The following is a 22,178-nucleotide window of genomic DNA, read 5'->3' on the forward strand; positions in this document are numbered from 1 at the left end:
ATTGAGGCTTTTGACATGGACGTTCGCCAACTCGCCTTTCTGGCCCGCCCGCCTTCCGCCACCCTGCAAGCGCGGGATACGTTCTGGGGGCTGTCCAAACGCGGTCTGGCGTTCATCCTGGCCAACGTGATGTTCTGGCAGCCCGTGGTGGCGATGGCCGACGGCATCGTGGTCAACGGCAGCGGTACAACACTGGGACAGGCCGGCAATGGCGTGCCCATCGTCAACATTGCCACGCCCAATGGCAGCGGCCTGTCGCACAACAAGTTCAGCGACTACAACGTCGGCCAGCAGGGGCTGATCCTCAACAACGCCACCGGCCGCACCCAGGAAACCCAACTGGGCGGAATCATTCTCGGCAACCCCAACCTGGGCGGCCGCGCGGCCAATGTGATCCTCAACGAGGTCAACGGCGGCAGCCCCAGCCAGCTCAAGGGCTACACCGAAGTGGCCGGGCAGTCGGCCCATGTCATCGTCGCCAACCCCTATGGCGTGAGCTGCAATGGCTGCGGCTTCATCAACACCCCGAAAGCCACCCTGACCACCGGCAAGCCGGTGATCGAGAACGGCCAGGTCCAGCGTTACCAGGTGGACCAGGGCAGCGTCGCCATCGAAGGCGCGGGCCTCAACGCGAGCAATATCGACCAGTTCGAAATCATCACCCGCAGCGCCAAGATCAACGCCGAGATCCAGGCCAGGCACCTGGCGGTGATCGCCGGGGCCAACGACGTCGACGCCAAGACCTTGAGCGCCACGGCCCGCACCGCCAACCCGGCGGATGCACCGCAACTGGCCATCGACTCATCAGCCCTGGGCGGCATGTACGCCGGGGCGATCAAACTGGTGGGCACCGAGGCCGGGGTGGGGGTGAAGCTCGACGGCAAGCTGATCGCCAGTGGCGGTGATATCCAACTGGATGCCAACGGCCAGTTGCGCATGGCGGACGCCACTGCCGAGAAGGGCGCGGTGGCGATCAAGGCCGGCAGCCTGGAGGCCCAGGGCGCGGTCTACGCCGGCACCGATCTCAAGGTGCAAACCCGGGGCGACCTGAGCAGCCAGAAAACCCTCGCCGCCCGCGACAGCATCCAGCTGGACAGCGGTGGCCAACTGAGCAACCAGGGCATCATCGAAGCCGGGGTCAATGCCGATAACTCTCGCAACGCCAACGGCGATATCAGCCTCAACGCCCGGGATCTCGACAACCGCGGCAAGAGCATTGTCGCCAGCCGCGACCTGACCCTGAACACGGCACAGATCCTGGACAACCGGGGCGGCACCCTGAGCGGGCAGCGCCAGGTGAAGGTCAGTGCCGGGGCTCTGGATAACAGCCGTCAGGGCAAGCTGCTGAGCGCCGAGCGCCTGCAACTCGATGCCGAGCAAGTGCGCAACGGCCAGGGCGGCCTGATCAAGAGCCAGCAGTCCCTCAATGCCACCCTCGGCCACCTGGGCAACAGCGGTGGCGAGCTGTCCAGCCAGGGCAGCAGCACCCTGGTACTGGCCGGCATGGACAACCTCACCGGCGTGGTACTGGCGCAACAGACCCTGACCATCACCGGCAGCGCTGAGCTGGACAACCAGGGCGGGCTGCTGTCGGGCTGGCAGGGCCTGACCCTCAACGGCACAGGCTTGAACAACAGCAACAAAGGCACCGTCTCCAGCCTCAAGGGCGGTGTCGAGGTCACCCTCAGCGACGCCTTGAACAACAGCCAGGGCGGTGGCCTGGTCAGCCAGCAGGCCCTGGACGTCAAGGCCGCCAGCCTCGACAACAGCCTCAAGGGCATGATCTCCAGCGCGGGTGCACAGAGCCTCAAAATCAGCGACCGGCTGGACAACAGCCAGGGCGGCTCCATCGACAGCGCCGCCACCCTGACCCTGCAGGCCATGACTCTGGGCAACAACGGCGGCACCCTTGACACCTCGGGTGACCTGACCTTTACCGGCACCGACCTGGACAATGGCACCGGCACTTTCACCGGCAAAACCGCCGTCACCCTTAATCTGTTGGGCGCGTTGAACAATACCCACGGCAAGCTGGCCAGCGGCGGCCCGCTGCGCATCGAACGCGCTGGGCAGATCGACAATCGGGGTGGCCAGATGGCCAGCCAGGGCCTGCTGAGCCTGTTCGCTGCCAGCCTGGACAATCGTAACCGTGGGACCTTGATGGCCAACGACCCACTGACCCTGACCCTGGACGGCGCACTGCAGAACAGCGGTGATGGCTTGATCTACAGCCAGACCGGCGGCCTGCACGTTCAGGCCGGGAGCCTCACCAATGGCAAGGGCACCCTGCAGAGCCAAGGCGCTCTGAACCTGAGCACCGGCGACATCGACAACCAGAGTGGTCGCATCCTGGCCAGGAACGGTAACCTGAACATCGGCGCCGGCCACTTGGATAACCGTGGGGGCGTGCTTTCTAGCGTGCAAGGCGCGATGACCGCCGATCTTCGCGGCGTGCTGAAAAACGGCTACGACCCGAGCAACAACCACCAGGGCGGCGTGACCCAGGCCCAGCGCCTGACCCTCAAGGCCCTGGCTGGCATAGACAACGACGGCGGGCGGATTTCCGCGCAAAGCGGCGATGCGCTGATCACCACCGGCGATTTCGATAACCGCAACGGTGGCCTCTACGCCAAGGGCCTTGTCAAAGTTAGCGGCGGCCATTTCGACAACAGTGGCAACAACGGGCAAATCGCCGGCCAGCAGATTAATTTCGACCTCAGCGGCGCTCTGAATAACCACAAGGGCATCATCGAAAGCGACAGCAGCCTGACGATCAAGGCCGCCAGCCTCGACAATCAGACCGGCCAATTGCGCGCCCTGGGAGACGGTGGCGATACACGGCTGGAGCTCGGCGGATTGTTCGACAACCGCGATGGCTCTCTGGAAACCGCCAACCAAAACCTGGCCTTCGACGCTGGCAGCTTCAACAACCGTGGCGGCAGCGTGCTGCACAGCGGCAACGGCCTGTTCGGCCTGTCCATGGCCAACCTCGAGAATGTGGGCGGGCGTCTGAAAACCGCCGGCCAGCTGATTCTGGAAGGCGAACGCTGGACCAACAGCAGCTCGATCCAGGCCGGGAAACTGACAGTCAACGTCAACCACCTGACCCAGGCCCGTACGGGCCAGCTCCTAGCCGGCAATGGCCTGATAGGCAGCGGCGTGAACTGGATCAATGACGGCCTGATCGGCAGTGATGCAGGCGTCAATATCGACCTCAGTGGTCATTACAGCAGCAAGGGCCGACTCAGCAGCTTTGGGCAACTGGACCTAAAAGCTGCCCAAGTGGACCTGGCAGACAGTGCCAGTATTGCTGGCGGCGGCAACACCACAGTCTCGGTGTTCGGCCAGTTGAACAACGCAGGGCGCCTGAGCGCTGCGGCCGGGCTCACGCTCAACGCGAGTGGCATCAACAATCAGGGCACCCTTGGGGCTGCCCAGAACCTGACCTTGACCGCCGGCGGCCTGCTCAACGATCACGGGCTGGTGTTCAGTGGCGACGACATGGGGCTGCGGGTCGACACCCTGACCAACAGCTACGGCAACGTTTACAGCCTCGGTCATCTGACGATCGATCGCGATGGTCAGGGGGCTCTGGCCAGCCGCATCGCCAACCGTTCCGGCACCCTGCAAAGCGATGGTTCCATGACGCTTGCAGCCAGCACCCTTGAGAACATGCGCGATGTGCTGGCCACCAACAACGGCGGCATCTACACCGCCAGAATCGCTGAAGTCGCCTGCATCGAGGGCTACAACGCCGGTGACTGTGGCGGCAAACGCAATCACGTGTGGGAGATCGTTCAGCGCGACAAATTCGAAGTCACCGAAGCGAGTGCGGCGTCGAGCATTGCCGCTGGCGTCAACCTGAATATCAACGCCGGCGACCTGCTGAACCAGAGCAGCAGTATCAGCGCGGCCGGCAACCTGATGGCCACGGTCAACAACTTGACCCACAGCGGCGTGGAAACCGGCGAGACCGAAACCACCCGGGTGTTCATGTCGGCGCGGACCAAAAATGCCAGTGCCTGGTACAACGTCGCTAACGCTGTCACCAACCGATACTGGTTCCAGAGTGCGGATTATACGCCTGATGACCTGGGTGGTCTGGAAGGCGCGCTGGCCGGTTTTATCGGCATGACCGAACGTGAGTGGGTCGGCCTGGGGACGACGAAAAAACTCGCCGGTGGTGATCAAAGCTATGCCGCAGTGATCCAGGCCGGGGGAGCGGTGAGCATCAAGGCCGGCAATGGCTTCGACAGCAGCGTGGTCCGTCCGGGTTACACCTATGTCGGCAGCGGTGCGCGTACCGATACCCAAGTACCGGGTACCGCCTTCGCCACTCGCATCAGCCTCAACCCGCAACTGCCCCCAGACCTGACCCAGCAACAGGTCAACCCCCTGGCCCTGCCTGGCTTTAGTCTGCCCGCTGGGCAGAACGGTCTGTTCCGCCTCAGTGGTCAGAGCAGCAGCGCCGCACCAGCTCCGGCGCAGATCGCCGGCCTGCCGGATGCCGCGAACCTTACCCGGCCGCACAAGTACCTGATAGAAACCAACCCGGTACTCACCGACCTCAAGCAGTTCATGAGCTCGGACTACCTGCTGTCCAGCCTCGGTTACAACCCGGACGACAGCGCCAAACGCCTGGGGGATGGCTTCTACGAGCAGAAGCTGATTCAACAAGCGGTACAAGCCCGTACCGGCCAGCGTTTTATCGACGGCCAGAACAGCGACGAACAGCTGTTCAAGTACCTGATGGACAACGCCATCCAGAGCCGGCAACAGCTCAACCTGTCGGTGGGCGTGACCCTGACCTCCGAGCAGGTGGCGGCCCTGACCCACGACATCGTCTGGCTGGAAAGCCATGAAGTGAACGGCGAACAAGTGCTGGTGCCCGTGCTCTACCTGGCCCAGGCCAAGAACCGACTGGCCCCGAACGGCGCCCTGATCGCGGGTAACGACGTCAACCTGATCGCCGGCCAGGACCTGAACAACGTCGGCACCCTGCGCGCGACCAACAACCTGTCGGCCCAGGCCGGGCAGAACCTGATCAACAGCGGCCTGGTGGAAGCCGGTAATCGCCTTGACCTGCTGGCCGGCAACGACCTGGTGAACAAGGCCGGCGGCATCATCGCCGGGCGCGACGTGAGCCTCGCCGCAACCTGGGGCGACGTCATCAACGAGCGCACCCTGACCTCGCACCAGAGCAGCAACGGCAGCTACGCCCAGCAGCGCGACTTCGTCGACAACGCCGCCCGGGTAGAAGCGGCGAACAGCCTGGTGATCAGTGCCGGGCGCGACATCAACAACAACGGCAGCGTACTCAAGAGCGGAGCCGACACCAGCCTCAAGGCCGGTCGCGACGTCAACCTGAGCGCTGTGGAACAGGTGGTCAGCAACGACCGCGGCGTGCGCTACAACGACCTCAGCGTGACCCAGAACGGCTCCAGCCTGCAGGCCGGTCGCGATCTGGCCATCAGCGCCGGCCGCGACATCACCGCCATCGCCAGCCAGATCGAAGCCAAGCGCGATGTGGCGATGACCGCCACGGAAAACCTGAGCCTGGTTTCAGCGGCCAATGAGCAGCATGCGTATAGCAAGACCAAGAAGGTCACCAGCCAGGAGGATCATGTTCAGCAGGTGGGCACCACCTTGGTTGCCGGCGGCAATGTGGCGCTCAAGGCCGGTGAGGATCTTGCGCTGACGGCCAGTCGGGTGACGGCGGGGGATGAGGCGTATCTCTATGCGGGCGGTGATGTGAACCTCAGCGCTGGGCAGAACAGCGACTACAGCTATTACCGCAAGACCAAGACCAGCAGTTCCGGGTTGTCCAGCAGCCAAAAAACACGGATTGATAGCAGCAACTCCATCACTCAACAGGGCTCTTCCGTCAGTGGTGATACTGTGGTCATCCGCGCCGGCCAGGATATTGGCGCGACCGCCAGCGATATTGTCTCCACCCACTCCACCAGCCTGGTTGCAGGACGCAATGTCGAGATCGATAGCGCCACCGAAACCTACGAGCAAAGCCATTCGACATCGAAGAAAAAGTCCGGCTTGTTGAGCAGTGGCGGGATTGGTTTCACCCTGGGTTCAACTAGCGCTCAGAACACCTCGTCCAGCACCACCGAAAACGCCAAGGCCAGCACCATTGGCAGTGTGCTGGGCAACGTCGATATCCAGGCCGGCAAGGACCTGACTCTTAAAGGTTCCGACGTCATCGCCGGCAAGGACATCAGTCTCGTCGGGCAGAACGTCAGCATCCTCGCGGCGGAAAATCACAACAAGAGCGAGCAAACCTCCAAGACCAAGACCAGCGGCCTGACCCTGGCGCTGTCCGGAACCGTCGGCAGTGCTGTCGACGCCGCGTACCAGACCACCAAGCAAGCCAGGGAGGAGGACGATAGCCGCCTTTCTGCCCTGCAAGGCATCAAGGCTGGCCTGACTGGTGTCCAGGCCTGGCAAGCGGCCCAACAGGGCGGCGGGATGAACGGCGATAACATTGGCCAGTTCGTCGGTATCAGCATTTCCCTGGGCTCGCAGCAGTCCAGTTCCAAGCAGACTCAGGAGCAGGTGGTCAGTCAGGGCAGTAGCCTGACCAGTGGCAACAACCTCTCCATTGTGGCTGCCGGTAGCGGTACCGCAGGGGCGGATGGCGATATCCGCGTGCAAGGCAGCCAACTCAAGGCGGGCAATAACGTGCTGCTGGCCGCTGAGCGTGACATCCAGCTTGAGGCCGCGGCCAACCGGCAAAAGCTTGATGGCAAGAACAGCAGCAGCGGCGGTGCCATTGGCGTCAGCTTGGGCGTTGGCCCCAACGGCGCAGGCCTGAGTATCTTCGCCAACGGCAACAAGGGTGTGGGCAAGGAAAAGGGCACCGGCACCACCTGGACCGAGACCACCCTGGACGCCGGTAACCAGGCGAGCCTGATCAGTGGGCGGGACGCCGTTCTCAAGGGTGCGCAAGTCAATGCGGACGAGATCACGGCCAAGGTCGGGCGCGACCTCACGCTGCAAAGCCTGCACGACACCGACGACTACAAGTCCAAGCAGAGCAATGTCAGCGGCGGTGCCAGCTTCACGTTCGGCACGATGACCGGCAGCGCTTCGGTCAGCGTCAGCCAGAGCAAGATCGACTCCAAGTACCAGAGCGTGCAGGAACAGACCGGGTTGTTCGCCGGCAAGGGCGGCTATCAGGTTGAAGTGGGCAAGCACACCCAGCTCGATGGCAGCGTCATCGCCAGCACCGCAGAAACCGACAAAAACCGCCTGAGCACGGGCACCCTGGGCTGGAGCGATCTCAAGAACGAGGCCGAATACAAAAGCCAGATGCAGAGCGCCAGCGTCAGCAGCGGTAACGGCGGTGCTGATGGCTTCACCAGCAACATGCCCAGCGGCATGTTGATCGCCTACAACCACGGCGGCAGTGCCAGCGGCACCACCTCATCGGCAATCTCCAACGGCACTTTGGACATTCGTGATCCAGGCCAGCAGAAGCAGGACATTGCCACCCTCAGCCGCGACGTCGAACACGCCAATGGCAGCATCAGCCCGATCTTCGACAAGGAGAAGGAGCAGAAGCGCCTGCGAGAGGTGCAGCTGATTGGCGAGATTGGCACTCAGGTGACGGACATTGTTCGGACCGAGGGGCAGCTTAAGGCGGATAAAGACGCGAGCGATGAGCTGGAGAAACTAGGAATCCATCGACCTGGGAAAAATGCCAGCAAAGAGGAAGTTGAGAACTACCAGAAGCAGCTGATTGCCACTGACGCCTACAAGCAAGTTATGGGCAAGTACGGTACGGGCGGGGATTACCAGCGAGTAGCTCAAGCGGTGACCGCTGCCTTGCAAGGGTTGGCCGGTGGAGATATCGGCTCTGCTCTGGCTGGCGCCTCGGCACCGTACCTGGCGCAGTTGATCAAGAAAACCACGGGTGACAATCCAGCCCTCAACACCATGGCTCACGCGGTGCTGGGAGCTGCCGTTGCTCAGGCCCAAGGTAACTCGGCAATAGCGGGCGCTGCAGGTGCTGCTGGTGGAGAGCTGGCTGCTCGATTGATCACCCAGCAGCTGTATGGCACCAGCGATACCAGCTCCCTCAGTGAAGAACAAAAGCAGACAGTGGCTGCGCTATCAACGTTAGCCGCTGGGCTTGCGGGGGGAATTGCGAAAGGTGGTAGCGCGGGTGCTATTGCGGGTGCCGGGGCTGGCAAGAATGCTGTGGAGAACAACTTATTAGCGAATAAGTACGGCGTTGAGAAGTTGAATGAAACCAGCTTGGTAGCGCTTCATGAAAAACTGGTGGCCGCAAAAATCAGCGGTATGAATGACTTGCAGGAGAAATTTTCTGCTTGTGCTGGGGATGGCGGTTGTGAGCGTGCGGTACGCAATGAGTACCGGCAGCGAGAAAAAGAGTCCGGAGAAAACCTGGTTGCGTTGTATCAGGCAGGGGGACTAAGCCAAGAGGAGCTGAATCTCCTTTTTGGAAAATATGCACGCATCATGATGGAGGGTGCGAAAGAAGGGCAATTAAATTCGGGTTGGGGCGGAATTCTTGGGAATATTTATACCCTCAACGGAAATGACTGGACTCCCATTGGAACCATCAGCAACCCGTATCTGGCTATAGTCAGAAGCAGTGAGCAGATTTCCGAGTGGAAAAAGCAGGGTTTAAGCGACGAAAAAATTCGCGAGTTATCTCTTAAGGACGGTGTTATCAGTTCGGTCCTGGCACCCGTGGATGTTAATGGTGTTACGAACTTACTAAATAACGGTGCATCGAAGGAGGAGCTCGTCCAGTTTGCCATGATTGCCGCTTTTGGCAGGGTGGCCAGTGGTAGTAGTCAGCTTTCAAAGGTTACAGACGGCTCGGGTGGGGCTGCGGGGCAAGCTGCAAAAGGTACACTACGAATAGATCCAAATGGAAGTTTCTCTCAGTCAGAGATAAATTCTGCATACTATATGGCTGCTCAAGGTAAAAAAGTTGAGCTGCGTCGTCCTGTTGGTACGAGAGCAGAAGGGAAAACTTCAGATCTTCTAGTCGATGGTGTGAGCTATGATGTATATACCCCTACAACGGGTAATGCGGACCGAATAATTTCTGCGATAGCAAAGAAAAATACGCAAGCTGAGGGGATTGTTCTAGATTTATCTAGAAGCACCGTTACCAGAGAGCAGTTGGGAGATGTTCTGCGGAGAGTTAATGGTACAGGGGCGAAAAAAATCAATGATATCGTTATCATAGGTAAGTGAAATGCCATCAATGCTCTGTAAATGTGGTAATAAGTTAAGGTTTGGTGAGATACCGAATCCAATTGAATGGCTTTTGATTTCAGATGAGAACTTTGACAAGTTCCAAGGGCGGGTGGATTTGGAGGCGATTTATCGAGAGATGAATAGTGCTCTCAAGTGTTCTCGTTGTGGAAGATTATGGGTGTTTTGGAACGGCTTTAATTCTGCCCCAGTGTCATATGCCCAAGAATAGTTAGTTATTCTCAGTGAAATCGTGGCAAAAGGAACTGGTACTTCTGTAATTTCCTGAAAATGAAGTGTTTCCTTTGAGAACGGAAAGACATTTGAAAGTTTGAGTGCTTCGAAGCAACAAGGACTGAAAGCTACTCAAAATCTTGGCTATGACATCCATGTATCCTTGGAAACAAGCAAAAAAGGCATATCTGGCTTGCCTACTGCTGAATTCAACGCTCAAGGATTTGGGAAGGTTGATATTTATGCGCCAAATAATTTTAACCTTAAGACTATTTCTCGAGAGATTGAGAAGAAAGTTGTTCAAGGGCAGGCAAATTCAGTGGTGGTGGTCGTTCCTGAGAGTTTTAGCAAAGTAGATATGTATAAGTCTGCTGCTGCAGCTTTTGGGAAAAACAAAGGGGGGGAACCAATTCCTCTGAAGCAAGTGATTTTCTCTCAGGGGGAAAAACTATTCAGTTAGATAGGCAAGCTATTAATAGCCTGTTAGGGAGGTAAAAGTGTCTAAATTTCTATGTAGATGCTCCCATGTCATTAGCTTGGTTAGCTCTCCTACTTCAGATGAGTTCACTCTTGTTTCAAATAAGCTACTGTATGATTTGGCGGAGCAGGCTGATAAAGGAAGAGTTCCTTTTGATGGATTTTTTGATCGTATAGAAGCAACTGGCAAAGATGTTATTATTTGCCCTGTATGCGCTCGGATTTGGATAAAAAAGGATGAAGGGCCAGAATATTGGCCTTACCTTGAAGAAAAGGAATGAAAATCTCCCCGGCTAGCCGGGGAGATTTCTATGTTTCACTCCTATTCTTACTGACCTCAATTCTAATCTTCTGATTGACCTCAAATCCCGCCTGCTGCAACCAATGCCCACGTAATGGAAGCGGGGGAACAAGTCGGTACTGGGGATACTCGGTGCCACTCAACGGCGGGTAGAAATCGGCTGCGATGGTGGCGAAACGTTCAGTTTTGGGCAGGGCTGCCCTATGATCGGCCTTAGCCATATTCAGCTCCTGTTTAGCTGCTTGTGGTTAGCGGGTCTTGGGTGTTAGAGCACTCAAGGCCCGCGTCTTTTTTGCAGGGCTAACGGGTCAGCGTCTGCAAATGTTTTTTGATCAGGAAGGCATCGAGCAACGTCTTGACCACCTTCTTGTCTTCTTCGGGTATCTGCTCGACTTCCTGAAACTGCCGCAACAATTCCCGATCCTCGAACTTAGCCTTGGCCGCGTCATCGCTTGCTCCTTCCAGCAGGTAATCGCTGCTGACATCCAAGGCATCGGCCAGACGCTTCAAAGTGTCGCCGCTGGGCCGTGAAGTTCCACGTTCGTAGCGGCCAATGTGGGTGTAGTGCAGTTCAGCCAGTTGCCCCAGCTCGGTTTGGGACAGGTTTTTCTGCTTGCGAAGGCTGCGTAGCCGTTCGGCAAAGCCAGTGATGTTCTCGGCCATATCCAGCGTCTCGGTCTCATAAAGCATTACGGATAGAGCCATCTTCCATTACGCCATGCGCCGACGCTGGAATGTGATGAGCTGAAGCGGGCGCCGCAGGTGGAGAGTTGGCTGCTCGATTGATCACCCAGCAGCTGTATGGCACCAGCGATACCAGCTCCCTCAGTGAAGAACAAAAGCAGACAGTGGCTGCGCTATCGACGTTAGCCGCTGGGCTTGCGGGGGGAATTGCGAAAGGCGATAGCGCGGGTGCAATTGCGGGTGCCGGGGCTGGCAAGAATGCTGTGGAAAATAATCATTTAGGAACAGGGGTCAATATTTTTGGCCATCAATTGGGTAAGGACCAAGTAGCGGAATTTGGCAACGAACTCAAAGCATCCTGTGGTGATTCCGGAGGGCTGCAAGCTTGTCTGAAAACTTACGACACATGGAAAGAAACTTCCTACCGGCAGGGCGGGTTGGAGACAAAAGAGGCTCAGGCAGGGTGGGAAGAGTTCGTAGAGGCAGTTTACACAGAGAAAGTGCTGCCTCTATGTAAAGGGAACGCTGCTTGTGAGCGCAATGTTGCTACCCATATGGCCGTCACGACGGTGACGTATGCGGGCGACAGCGTAGGTATAGGTCAGGCAATCGGCGAGGCTACCCGGGCAGTCAATTTGGCTAATGGAAACTGGGTTCGCGTTGGGTTGCAAGTCGTAGAGGATGCGAGCTTACTGGCTACGCTTGGCAGCATGGTGGGAGTGTTCTCAAAAGTAGGGAGTGCTGGTGGTGCAGGGCAAGCCGCCAGGAATCCTAATCCGACAAGTGCTTTGACAGATGCTGAAACTGGGATTAGTAAACTACCAAAAGTTTGGGATGTACCAGATACTACAATTAATAAATTTCCAGCAAGTTGGGCTGTTTCTCCAAATAAAAAAGGCACTGGGTTTAGATGGCAAGACCCCCAAAACAAAGGAAATGGTGTTCGGGTAGATAAGGGGGAGCCTCATATAAGTCAGCCAACTCAGCAAGTGGATCACGTTATTGTTAGGTCAAATGGTCAGATTATAGGTAGAGATGGTAAACCTGTTATAGGGTCTATTAAAGATCATGCAGAGCAAGTTCATATCCCATTGAGCGAGTATAAAAAATGGAAAACTTGGAACTCTCCGAACTAGAATATCCTACGATGAGAGACGAACTGATTTCCTACTTGGAGGGGTTGTCCAGTGCTGATTATCAATACAGAGCATGGGTGTCTAGATCTGACTCGGATATAGCTTATGATGAGTTTAATTACGCTGTTCATTTTTTATACGATGATACCGATTTAGCAACCGACCCTCGTTCTTGGATCGGAATTGTGCTTAGAGGGGAAAACGAAGCAAGAGCAATTTCCGATGTTGTTAAGAGTATTGATAAGGTTTTCGATAAATATGGGACTTGTCTTGCGGATGAGGACTATCTGACGAAGCCTGAATGGGCTGATGTTATTGAGTCATCAAAAAACGCTTTAGTAGAGTTTTCTCAGGTATAGACGTCTTGATTTTATCTAATGCTTAAAGTTAAAGAACCCCGGTTCACGCGGGGCTCTTCATTATGTTGTAAAGCAAATTACTCCCACAGGTTGTGGAGTTGCCTGCGGTAAGATGATGCTGAGAGATCGTAGGATTTTTGCTACTCAAGTTGAGTTGGGGACAGAGCTTACCTCTATGAGTACGTTGGCAAACAAGCTGAATAAATTTGACTCTGGTTGGGCAGGTAATACTGTTGTATACGTCTAGTTTTAATGCATTGAATAAAACAGGCTTGTGAAGTGCAATAATGTGGGATTCGGAAAATAAAATAGGGCGTTGGGTTGTTGTTAGTGGGGGTGATGATGCGGGCCGAGTGTTGATTAAAGACTCGTAAGATGGATCTTTATAGCTTTAAGGACGTATGGAATGGGCAATCCGTATATAAGCAGTAGCGTTGTAATTCGGTCGCTTTGTTATTCTGAGGGCTCTCAGGAAATTCTTTATGTTTTTATAGTTGACGGCGTTGAGCGAAAACTAACCGGGAAGATGCATGATGACTCAGATATAAGAGGTGTTGAGTATAGTTGCGAACTGGATGAGTTTGTGATGTTACTCATGCCATTTGATGAAAAAACATCAAAAAAGCTGTTTTCAATATCCTGGATGTATGTTGACGGCGAGGACGTTCAGTTTCCAATCACTTTAATTCGATTGTGATTTTGTAGCTGCAAAAGGAACTGCTGGAGAAAAGGCGTGATAAGAAATAATGCTATTATTTTAGTGCTGTTTTTGCTTGTGGGTTGTGCCCCTTCATACTCTCACTGGACTGACGGGATGAATGCTCTGGTTGGTACTAAGTTTGAGTCCCATATTTATTCGGACTGTAGTCGAGGGTGTGGAGATTCGTATTGGTCGCCGGTAAATAGAAATGAAGTGTTTGATCGTGTGCTCGAAGAAGGGGAAGGCAGGCGCTTTTACATAACGTGGATAAGAGATTGTCGATATTCTGTTTTGGTTTCTAGGGATGGAATTATAAAGTCTTGGAGATATGAGGCCGCAAACACGAAAAGCTGTTATGTTTTTTAGTCTAATGGCTATAGATAGGGACGAACAGCTTTGAAAGAGGTGACTATTTAAAGAAGCGGGAGGTCGTGAAATACAGGAGTTTGTATTCAAGTGAGTCAGATGCTGAGACTGTCTTTTTTTAGTGTTTTTCTAATTTTTTCCGGATGTAGTGTTGGTCCCTATATTCATCCTGAATCTACGAATATAAATAAGGGTCACTCTAATTCGACTTGTCATGGCAGGCGAAGTGCCTTTTGGTATGGGATTGTAAATCCTGGCGATTTTTCTGGAGCGGTGATTGCGACTGTTTATACCACGCTGCCAGGTACGCCAGAATTTGACCCTGTTACTCGATCTATTACCGGTACAACAGACACTCAATTGAGAATTGAGTTTGAGGTTCATCCATATAAGCCTGAACAACAATGGGCTTTCGGCAAAGAGGCCAAGGCCATTGTTCGACAAGCACATGTCATGCAGAAAATGCATGCGCAAAACCCTACGTTCATCAGTACATTCTCGTCTTATATAGTGTTGCGATTGAATAATGGAGACCAGAGAGAAATTTTTGCTCCGCAAATGCAGACGACTTTTGAAGCGAAGAAAAATCGACCCAGTGTTATATCTATCCAATTGTCGCTGGGGCAGTTGGACGATTTTTCGATAACCCTTCCTGATATATTTGTGAACACTAAAAAAATCGATATTCCGACCATGCATTTCAAAAGTAATGAATGCCGAAGGAGATGAATGTGTTGCTGAACAATATAAGTGAGCAACTTCCGCTAAAGGCAGCGGGCGACTTTAAAGTCGCCCTTATTTATTGACTAGGTCATTTGCGGTTGCAAACGCCGTGATGTCACATCCAGCAGATCACAGCCATCGCGCAGCAGGATGCTGCACACCAGGGTCAGTTCCTGCAGTAGCACCGGTTCGCTGCGCAGGGTCTCGGCGGCGAAGTTCTCCAGCAGTTGGGTCGCGGCGCGGATGCGAAAGGCTGCGGCGTCGTGCAGCACATCGATGGGCGCCTGGGTGTCGATCAGCAGGGAAGGAATCAGGCAGTCGTGGCCGGTTAGGGATATATAACGGTTCATTAGTACACCTCGCTTAATGGATCGATGTACTCGTTACCCCGGTCGCCAAACCAGGTCGCCATATGGGCGACGGCCGGACTATAAGCCGCCGGCTTGCGAGGGTGCAAGGCAAGTGTGGTGGCGTCTTTTCCGAGAGCGTTGTAGGGCTTTTTCCGTACACATCCATCCCGCTTGCGACTGTATTTCCAGGTGTTTAGCCAGGGCGCTTTTGGCGAACGGTCGGCTAGCCTGTATGTACATTTGTAAATACGGAATTGCTTATGTACGTTGCATGGGACGAGGCCAAGAACCACGCCAACATGCTCAAGCACGGCATCGATTTCAACGATGCGGTGCTGATGTTCCAGCGCCCGGTGCTGTCCTTGCGCGATGAGCGCCTGGACTACCGCGAGGAGCGCTGGGCCAGCCTCGGTTGGATCAGGACCCTGGTGGGCGTGGTGGTCCATACCGAGCGGCGGGGTCATGCGGTGCGCATCATCTCGGCGCGAAAAGCCACTAAGCGGGAGGCTAAATATTATGTCCAACGGATCGAAAACTGATTGGGATCGCCTGGCGAAAACCGATGACCAGGGCATCGATACTTCTGATATTCCCGAGCTGGATGACGATTTCTTTCGCCGCGCCGAGGTGCACCTGCCGGGCAAGAAGGCCGTGACCATTCGCCTGGACGCCGATGTGCTGGAGTGGTTCAAGGGCCAGGGCGCGGGTTACCAGACGCGGATCAACCAATTGCTGCGCCAGTACATGCAGGCCCACCGGGACTGAGGCCTGTGCATCATTTCAGGAGGCGGGCGGATGGCCCGCCGCTCTTTCCGGCCGGCCGTGGAGGGTGGTCGCCATTGCGATTCCTGTCTGAAATATTCATTTACAACTACCCCCGTCCTCAAGCTCAATCTGCTCCCTTGCCTGGTGCGAAGGAGTGCGCTCTTTCGTGCAGGCTATAGTCTTGTGCTCACCCTGACCTCATCCGCAAATAAGGTGCTTTCGTATGTCTCGCTTTGCCTCCCGCAATACTTGGCTGGCCGTTGGTGCCGCGTTGCTGTGCCTGCACTTGCCCGTGCAGGCCCAGGAGCGTTTTACCCTGAACATTCCCGGGGTTTCGGATGACCGGCTGTTCACCACGGGCAATGCCAGCGATGCCAAGGGCTGTGGCGGGCACAATAATTCCCCGGCCTTGAACTGGACTGCCGGCCCGACCGGGACCTTGAGCTACGCCATCGTCATGCACGACCCGGACGGGGCCAAGGGCCAGGGCGTGGATCACTGGGTGCACTACGGCATCAAGCCCACCACCCGGCAGATTCCCGCCGGTGCCGGCAACAAGCCGAACCTGGAAGGGCTGGCCGGCCTCAACAGCCGCAACGGTACTTCCTATATGGGCCCGTGCCCGCCGGTGGGTGACAGCGCGCACCACTACATCATCCAGATCTACGCCCTGGACCTGCCGCCGGAAGCTCTGCCCGCCGGGCTGACCCGCGCCCAACTGCTGGAAAAGATCAACGGTCACGTACTGCGCAACAGCAGTGTGGTGCGCCGCTATTCCCGCTGAGTGAAATTTTTTTCGAAGGCTTAACCCGAATCGCCCAGGGGCTTCGTCTGAAGGGGGGAATGGATCATTTCTTTCCGAGGTCAGCCCCATGTCCCTTCCCGTGCATTTCCTTCGTCCGGCCGCCCAGGGTTTTGCCGCCGGCTTGTTGCTGGCAGTTGCCGGCTGTGGTGTGTCGTCCAAGCCCGAATCCGCTGCCGGCTCGTCAACCCAGGGAGCATTGCAGGCTGCGCCTCAAGCGCAGTACGAGGTGCAGCATGCCGATGCCACCATGGCCAAGCGCGCTGTGCATCCGATGAGGTTGTCAGCGCCGATGCCGGCGCCCATTAGCTCACGGGATTCGCTGGTGGCCGGTTACCGCGACGAGCCCCGGGAGCAGTACCAGAAACTGCCGGACAACCCGATCCACAGCGTCGCCGAAGCACCGGTCTCGACCTTCAGCGCCGACGTCGATACGGGTGCCTATGCCAACGTCCGCCGCTTGCTCAACCAGGGCAGCCTGCCGCCGGAGGGCGCGGTGCGCCTGGAGGAACTGGTCAACTACTTTCCCTACGATTACGCCCTGCCCACGGACGGCTCGCCCTTTGGCGTGACCACCGAGCTGGCGCCGTCGCCGTGGAATCCCCATACCCGCCTGCTGCGCATCGGCATCAAGGCATCGGATCGCGCGGTGGCGGAGCTGGCCCCGGCCAACCTGGTGTTCCTGGTGGATGTCTCCGGCTCCATGGATCGCCGTGAAGGCCTGCCCCTGGTGAAAAGCACCCTCAAGCTGCTGGTGGATCAACTGCGGGACCAGGATCGGGTGTCGCTGGTGGTCTACGCCGGTGAATCACGGGTGGTGCTGGAGCCCACGTCCGGTCGTGACAAGGCGAAGATCCGCACTGCCATCGACCAGCTCACCGCGGGTGGTTCCACGGCGGGCGCCTCGGGTATCCAGCTGGCCTACCAGATGGCCCAGCAGGGTTTTATCGACAAGGGCATCAACCGCATCCTGCTGGCCACCGACGGCGACTTCAACGTCGGCGTCAGCGACTTCGACAGCCTCAAGGCCATGGCCGCCGAGAAGCGCAAGAGTGGTGTCTCCCTGACCACCCTGGGGTTCGGCGTGGACAACTACAACGAGCACCTGATGGAGCAACTGGCCGACGCCGGTGACGGCAACTACGCCTACATCGACAACCTGCGCGAAGCGCGCAAGGTGCTGGTGGACCAGCTCAGCTCGACCCTGGCGGTGGTGGCCAAGGACGTGAAGCTGCAAGTGGAGTTCAACCCGGCCCAGGTCAGCGAATACCGCCTACTGGGTTATGAGAACCGTGCACTCAAGCGAGAAGACTTCAGCAATGACAAGGTCGACGCCGGTGAAATCGGTGCAGGGCATACGGTTACCGCGTTGTATGAAATTGTCCCGGCTGGCGAGAAGGGTTGGCTGGAGCCGCTGCGTTATGCCCAGGCCAAGGCGCCGCAACAGAGTGGCAAGCAGGGCGAGCTGGCCATGCTGCGGCTGCGCTACAAGGCGCCGGAAGGCGGCAGCAGCCGCCTGATCGAACGGCCCATCAGTGCCCAGCAGCCGGGCAGCCTGGCGGCGGCCAGCCCCGACCTGCGCTTCGCCGCAGCCGTGGCGGCGTTCTCCCAGCAGCTCAAGGACGGCCGCTACACCGGCAACTTCAGCCTGGCCGACACGGTCAAGCTGGCCCAGGGCGCCAAGGGTGCCGACCCTTACGGCCTGCGAGGCGAGTTCGTACAGCTGGTGGAGCTGGCGCAAAGCCTGCAAACTCAGGCGCCGAAAGCCCAGGCGGCGCAGCCCGTGGACTTGAGCCAAGTGCAGAGCCGCCTTGAGTAGACCTCAGACCCGCAGTGAACAGGAGTTCAACCGCCCTATGTCTGCTGCCCAATCCACCAGCGACGCCAGCAGCGATGAAACGCTGCTGGCGCGTTACCGTGCCGGAGACCCCGCGGCCTTCGAGGTGCTTTACCAGCGCCATCGCCAGGGCTTGTATCGCTTTGTGCTGAGCTTGTGCGGCAAGGCCGAGCTGGCGGATGAGGTCTACCAGGAAACCTGGCTCAGCCTGATCCGCAGCACCAGCCAGCCCCAGGGCCGGGCCAGCTTCCGGACCTGGTTGTACCAGATTGCCCGCAACCGCTTGATCGACCACTGGCGCAAGCACGGCCAGCGCAACCCGTTGCACGACAGCTATGACGAACAACTGCACGGTGAAGCCGACCATGCCCCCGGCCCCGAACAGCAACTGAGCCTGTGCCGCGACCAGCAGCGTATCGAAGCCGCCCTGCAGGACCTGCCCGAAGACCAGCGCGAGGTGTTCCTGCTGCGGGCCCACGGCGACCTGGAACTGCCAGAAATCGCCAGCCTGACCCAGGCTCCCCTGGAAACGGTGAAAAGCCGTTTCCGCTATGCGTTGAAAAAATTGCGTCGGCTCCTGGCCGAGGAGGTACTCACATGACTGACGCCCGACAGACCCCAACCCCCGAAGAGCAGATGCTGGCGCATATCCGCCAACACAGCGCCCAGGAACCACCGGCCCATCTGGATGCCCTGATCCTGGCCACTGCGCGCCGCGAAGCCCCGGCGCCCAAGCCCGGCCTCTGGCAACGCTGGATGCAGGCCTGCCTGCGGCCGCGTTATCAACTGGCTTTTGCCAGCCTGTTTGGCGTGGCCCTGGTCATTGGCTTGCTGCGGCCCTCCCCGGAGCACTATCCACAAGAGCAGGCCTTTGTCCCTGCGCCCGCTCCAGCCCCAGCTGCGCCCATGGCGCGCCAGGCGGCGCCACGTTCCGCCGAGCTGGCCGGGGCCTTGAGCGTCCCTGAGCCGGCTGCCCCTTCGCCCATCGCTCCGGCGGCCCCTGTCGGCAGTTTTGCCGCGGCGCCGGAGATGGAAGCGTCCGCTGATGCAGCGCCACCTGCGATGGCCAAGCCCAGGGCCGAGTCGAGCAAGCTGGCCAAGCGCATGTCGGCGCCGGTCGCGCCCCGGGCGATCAAGCGATTGAATGAGCAACTGCAGACAGTGCTGCGTCTATGGGACGAGGGCCAGAACCGCGCGGCGGCCGAGCTGCTGCTCCAGCTGCAGGAAACTTATCCACAGGAGGATCTGGACGCGCGCCTGCAAGCCTTGCGTCGTCAATAAGGTGCGGGGGTTGGCTGTCGCAGCGGAAAACGCGCACTATCTGCCCAGTTTCCAGAAAGTGAGAGGCCGGTCATGGCACCCCGCATCGACCGTATTGCTGCAATGTTGAACTGCCCGATCAAGGGGGCGGAGCTGCGCCAGGCCATCAAGGAAAGCCGCAAGGACTTTGGCCTTGAAGAGGGCGAGGACCTCGATCAGCAGGCCGACGACGAAGACGATCAGGCGGACCCGCACTCCGACGCCGTCGAGGAGGAGTGATCCGGCAGCCCCAGCGCTCAGGCGTAGGGGGTGGCGGGCAACTCGATGAACTCGGCGCAGGCACCGTCCGCGGTCATGCGCCGGGCCCGTTCCGGCAGCAGCCGGGCGTGGTTTTCCACTTGCCAGCGATACCAGCTCAGGCGCTGCACGATCCGCCGCCGGCAGGGCTCCGGCAATTGCCCCAGCAGGTCGACACTCTCGGGCGCCCAGCGGGCTCGGGTCGAGTAGTAGCAGAACAGGTTTTCCCGCAGGCCGAAACAGTCCTCAATGCTTTCCTCGACGCTGTACGCGTAGCGCTCGAAGCTGGCGCTCAGTTGCTGTGCGCCGTCGGCGTTGTCCCGCAGGTAGGCGAAGATCCCCGGCCAATTGATGCAGTACAGGTGCTCGTCCCAATCGCCGTCCCGGGTCAGGTACTGGCCCTGGCCGCGAAAGAACTGCAGCACTTCCTCGCGCTCCAGAGCCACTTCAAAGTTGCTTTTCATCGGGTGTTCCCTTGACGTCGGCGATGCTCACAGATAACGCCACGCATTCGATCACGCAATCGAAGCCGATTTCCAGGCGCAGGTGATAACCGGGGCCCAGGCGAGTGAGCTGGGTGCGCATGCGCCCGTCGAAGCGCGTGCCGCTGACCGCCAGTTCGCTGATGCCCTGGACATTGAGCACGAAACTGCAGTGGGTCGCCGCCTCGATCACCGGCCAGCTGGCAGGCACAGACAAGCGCGGCAGTTCACCGCTCAGGTGCAGGCTCAGTTGCTCGCCCTGGAACTGCGGGCCCTGGGTCTCCAGGTCATAGGGCGTGGCGGTCACATCGAACTCGGCCCGCCAGGCTTCAGGGTTGTCGATGCCGAACAGCCAATCCCCGCCGAAACGCTCACGGTGCGGGATTGCCCGGCACTCTGCCAGCGAAGGCAATTGCGCGCGGACCAGGTCTTCCTGCCAGCGCTCCCGTGCCGCGTTCAGCAGGCGCTGGAAAAGGTCCCGGCTGTTGTCGATCACCCCTGGCCAGTTGCTGGGCCACTGATCGTATTCGTAGTCGTCCTCGATGGGCTCCCAGATCTGTTCGAAGTCGTAGTCCGGGTCATCCAGGGCCGCTTGCAGCACCTCCACCAGCCGCTGTCGATGCCGGAAATTTTCCCGGGAACCGTGGCGCATCAGGCCGTAGTGGCGGACCAGGTATTCGCGGTCGTCTGGGTCATTGGGGTTGTAGCGGTTCAGTTCGGCATCCAGGGCCGGGGGCATGTCATAGCCCATGAACCAGGTGACCCAGTCGCGTATCTGGGGCTCGAAGGGTTGATTGTGCAGGGGATGGCGCAGCATCGGGACCTCCTGTCCGGGGGCGGCGAATGTAGCAAGTTGCGCCTCGCCAGGACAGCCCGGGGCCGTCATGTGTGCGGGGTGCCGTTCGGGCATTGCGCCGTTTTGCATCGCGGATCAACAAAAAAGCCCCAGGCCGTAAGACCTGGGGCTTTTTTGCTGAAGATGGCGCACTCGGCGGGATTCGAACCCACGACCCCTGCCTTCGGAGGGCAGTACTCTATCCAGCTGAGCTACGAGTGCAGTGCGGGCGACATCATACCTATGTCGACTCGGGGCGTCCACGCCGGTTTTCATCGGCTGGTGCTTGTCCGTCGCAACCCCCGGAAACCCGGGCCGTAGTGGCAGTTTTTCCTGCTGAAGCTTCCTCGTACCTGCGCGCAACCTGCAGCCAGAACCGTGCAATCACGGGGCACAGGGAGGTGCAGGAGATGAACTGTTCCATGCCGGGCGGCCTGCAAGCGGGCCTGCCGGACCAACTGTTCGAAGCCAGCTGGAGGGCGGTATTGCCCGGTTTGCAGCGCCGCGCCCGGCAGTTGGCGCGGGGCAACGCCGATGGTGCCCAAGAGTGGCTGGCGGCCACGGCGATCAAGGCGCTGCTGTTCTTTCGTCGCTCGCCGGAGCGGATTCGCGACCCCCAGGGCTTTCTGTTCCTGGTGCTCGATCATGTGTTTGTCGACAGCTGCCGCCGGCAGGCCCGGGAGCAGCGCCTGTTTGTGGATTTCGCCGGGCTCGAGGATGACCCGCTGCAGCAGCTAGAGGCCCCGCAGATGTCGGTGCTCGACCAGGTGGAATTGCTGGAGACCCTGGCCTTGCTCAGTCGACGGGTGGCGCAACTGCCGCCGAAGAAGCGCCGCCTGTTTGAACTAAAGTTTGTCGACGACCTGCCCTATCCCCACATCGCCGCCGAGCTGGGCATGAACCAGCCCTTGGCGCGCAAGTATGTGCAGCTGTTGCGGGCGCAGTTGCGTTGATGTGGCCTGAGGTTTCACAGCCGGCTCGCTCGGGCGTTCCTGTTCAGTGAGCCTGTTTTCGATGCTGTAGCCGGTGCCGCCGCCTTCTGCGGTGGGCCATTCCATCTAAGGAGAGATGTATGCCCGATCCAATGGTCAACTCGCAGATCACCGATGCCGTCACCCAGACCAACGTCAAGGTCGTGGCCGAGGCTCCGGCCCAGGCCATCGCCTCGCTGTACCAGGTGGCCAGCCACTCGGCCGGCCTGTCGCTGCAGAACGCGGTCAACAGCCAGCAGGCGCTCAACCAGATCTCCAATGCGGTGGTGTCCAAGGCCGTGGCGCTGATCATGGCGATTGGCGAGTAGGGCTGACCGCCCGGGAGAATCGTC

The 22,178-nt window shown here is 58.4% G+C and carries 20 protein-coding genes and 1 tRNA gene; 16 read left to right on the top strand and 5 right to left on the bottom strand.

Annotation, left to right across the window (positions count from 1 at the left end; translation table 11 throughout):
* Positions 1–15: 15 nt before the first annotated feature.
* The 3 genes from BM382_RS20190 to BM382_RS31660 all read left to right on the top strand — a co-directional run bounded on the left by BM382_RS20190 (position 16) and on the right by BM382_RS31660 (position 10,238).
* Complete coding sequence (locus BM382_RS20190) at positions 16–9,246, top strand: hemagglutinin repeat-containing protein (protein ID WP_170866340.1); 9,231 nt, start codon at positions 16–18, stop codon at positions 9,244–9,246.
* Positions 9,247–9,577: 331 nt separating this feature from the next.
* Positions 9,578–9,940 carry a hypothetical protein gene (locus BM382_RS31655; RefSeq protein WP_139187211.1) on the top strand — a complete coding sequence of 121 codons (363 nt, stop codon included), beginning with the start codon at positions 9,578–9,580 and terminating at the stop codon, positions 9,938–9,940.
* A 37-nt stretch (positions 9,941–9,977) separates the two neighbouring features.
* Positions 9,978–10,238 carry a hypothetical protein gene (locus tag BM382_RS31660; RefSeq protein WP_139187212.1) on the top strand — a complete coding sequence of 87 codons (261 nt, stop codon included), beginning with the start codon at positions 9,978–9,980 and terminating at the stop codon, positions 10,236–10,238.
* A gap of 320 nt (positions 10,239–10,558) precedes the next feature.
* Here the strand turns inward: BM382_RS31660 and BM382_RS20200 are convergent, their stop codons facing one another.
* Positions 10,559–10,963, bottom strand: coding sequence for a helix-turn-helix domain-containing protein (locus BM382_RS20200; RefSeq protein ID WP_015633700.1), 405 nt, complete (start codon positions 10,961–10,963; stop codon positions 10,559–10,561).
* A gap of 65 nt (positions 10,964–11,028) precedes the next feature.
* Here BM382_RS20200 and BM382_RS31995 point away from each other — a divergent pair, with 65 nt between their 5' ends.
* From BM382_RS31995 to BM382_RS31665, 4 genes are all read left to right on the top strand, one after another.
* Positions 11,029–12,078: a VENN motif pre-toxin domain-containing protein gene (locus BM382_RS31995; RefSeq protein ID WP_175456901.1), complete on the top strand. Its 1,050-nt coding sequence runs from the start codon at positions 11,029–11,031 to the stop codon at positions 12,076–12,078.
* Complete coding sequence (locus BM382_RS20210) at positions 12,051–12,437, top strand: SCO4402 family protein (RefSeq protein WP_072443720.1); 387 nt, start codon at positions 12,051–12,053, stop codon at positions 12,435–12,437. The genes BM382_RS31995 and BM382_RS20210 overlap by 28 nt, the downstream gene beginning before the upstream one ends.
* Positions 12,438–12,843: 406 nt before the next feature.
* Positions 12,844–13,134, top strand: a complete 291-nt coding sequence (locus BM382_RS20215; RefSeq protein ID WP_041115091.1) for a hypothetical protein — start codon at positions 12,844–12,846, stop codon at positions 13,132–13,134.
* Between the two features lie 459 nt (positions 13,135–13,593).
* Positions 13,594–14,232: a hypothetical protein gene (locus tag BM382_RS31665; protein ID WP_139187213.1), complete on the top strand. Its 639-nt coding sequence runs from the start codon at positions 13,594–13,596 to the stop codon at positions 14,230–14,232.
* 77 nt (positions 14,233–14,309) lie between these two features.
* Here BM382_RS31665 and BM382_RS20225 read toward each other — a convergent pair whose 3' ends face one another.
* Positions 14,310–14,576, bottom strand: coding sequence for a hypothetical protein (locus BM382_RS20225; protein ID WP_011058550.1), 267 nt, complete (start codon positions 14,574–14,576; stop codon positions 14,310–14,312).
* 260 nt (positions 14,577–14,836) lie between these two features.
* Between BM382_RS20225 and BM382_RS20230 the strand changes: the two genes are divergently transcribed.
* The 7 genes from BM382_RS20230 to BM382_RS20260 all read left to right on the top strand — a co-directional run bounded on the left by BM382_RS20230 (position 14,837) and on the right by BM382_RS20260 (position 19,519).
* On the top strand, positions 14,837–15,115 hold the full coding sequence (locus tag BM382_RS20230) for a BrnT family toxin (RefSeq protein ID WP_072443726.1): 279 nt from the start codon (positions 14,837–14,839) through the stop codon (positions 15,113–15,115).
* Positions 15,093–15,341, top strand: coding sequence for a BrnA antitoxin family protein (locus tag BM382_RS20235; protein ID WP_011058552.1), 249 nt, complete (start codon positions 15,093–15,095; stop codon positions 15,339–15,341). Before BM382_RS20230 ends, BM382_RS20235 begins: the two co-directional genes overlap by 23 nt.
* 223 nt (positions 15,342–15,564) lie before the next feature.
* Positions 15,565–16,125, top strand: a complete 561-nt coding sequence (locus BM382_RS20240; protein ID WP_011058553.1) for a YbhB/YbcL family Raf kinase inhibitor-like protein — start codon at positions 15,565–15,567, stop codon at positions 16,123–16,125.
* 88 nt (positions 16,126–16,213) lie between these two features.
* Positions 16,214–17,962 (top strand): vWA domain-containing protein, encoded by a 1,749-nt coding sequence (locus tag BM382_RS20245; RefSeq protein WP_072443728.1) that lies wholly within the window; start codon positions 16,214–16,216, stop codon positions 17,960–17,962.
* 37 nt (positions 17,963–17,999) lie between these two features.
* Positions 18,000–18,581 (top strand): RNA polymerase sigma factor, encoded by a 582-nt coding sequence (locus BM382_RS20250; RefSeq protein WP_072443730.1) that lies wholly within the window; start codon positions 18,000–18,002, stop codon positions 18,579–18,581.
* Entirely contained in the window at positions 18,578–19,261 is a 684-nt protein-coding gene (locus BM382_RS20255; protein ID WP_072443733.1) for a hypothetical protein, read from the top strand. Before BM382_RS20250 ends, BM382_RS20255 begins: the two co-directional genes overlap by 4 nt.
* A gap of 72 nt (positions 19,262–19,333) precedes the next feature.
* Complete coding sequence (locus BM382_RS20260) at positions 19,334–19,519, top strand: hypothetical protein (RefSeq protein WP_015633704.1); 186 nt, start codon at positions 19,334–19,336, stop codon at positions 19,517–19,519.
* Positions 19,520–19,536: 17 nt separating this feature from the next.
* Here the strand turns inward: BM382_RS20260 and BM382_RS20265 are convergent, their stop codons facing one another.
* The 3 genes from BM382_RS20265 to BM382_RS20275 all read right to left on the bottom strand — a co-directional run bounded on the left by BM382_RS20265 (position 19,537) and on the right by BM382_RS20275 (position 21,076).
* The gene (locus BM382_RS20265) at positions 19,537–20,001 is read right to left on the bottom strand and encodes a hypothetical protein (RefSeq protein ID WP_011058557.1); all 465 of its coding nucleotides are present in this window, start codon (positions 19,999–20,001) and stop codon (positions 19,537–19,539) included.
* Positions 19,985–20,836 carry a hypothetical protein gene (locus BM382_RS20270; RefSeq protein ID WP_072443735.1) on the bottom strand — a complete coding sequence of 284 codons (852 nt, stop codon included), beginning with the start codon at positions 20,834–20,836 and terminating at the stop codon, positions 19,985–19,987. The genes BM382_RS20265 and BM382_RS20270 overlap by 17 nt, the downstream gene beginning before the upstream one ends.
* A 163-nt stretch (positions 20,837–20,999) precedes the next feature.
* A tRNA-Arg gene (locus BM382_RS20275) sits at positions 21,000–21,076 on the bottom strand.
* A gap of 188 nt (positions 21,077–21,264) precedes the next feature.
* Between BM382_RS20275 and BM382_RS20280 the strand changes: the two genes are divergently transcribed.
* Entirely contained in the window at positions 21,265–21,807 is a 543-nt protein-coding gene (locus BM382_RS20280) for an RNA polymerase sigma factor (RefSeq protein ID WP_072443737.1), read from the top strand.
* 119 nt (positions 21,808–21,926) lie between these two features.
* On the top strand, positions 21,927–22,154 hold the full coding sequence (locus BM382_RS20285; RefSeq protein ID WP_011058560.1) for a RebB family R body protein: 228 nt from the start codon (positions 21,927–21,929) through the stop codon (positions 22,152–22,154).
* Positions 22,155–22,178: the final 24 nt, after the last annotated feature.

This window comes from Pseudomonas sp. NFPP25, from assembly GCF_900116505.1.
Lineage (GTDB): Bacteria > Pseudomonadota > Gammaproteobacteria > Pseudomonadales > Pseudomonadaceae > Aquipseudomonas > Aquipseudomonas protegens.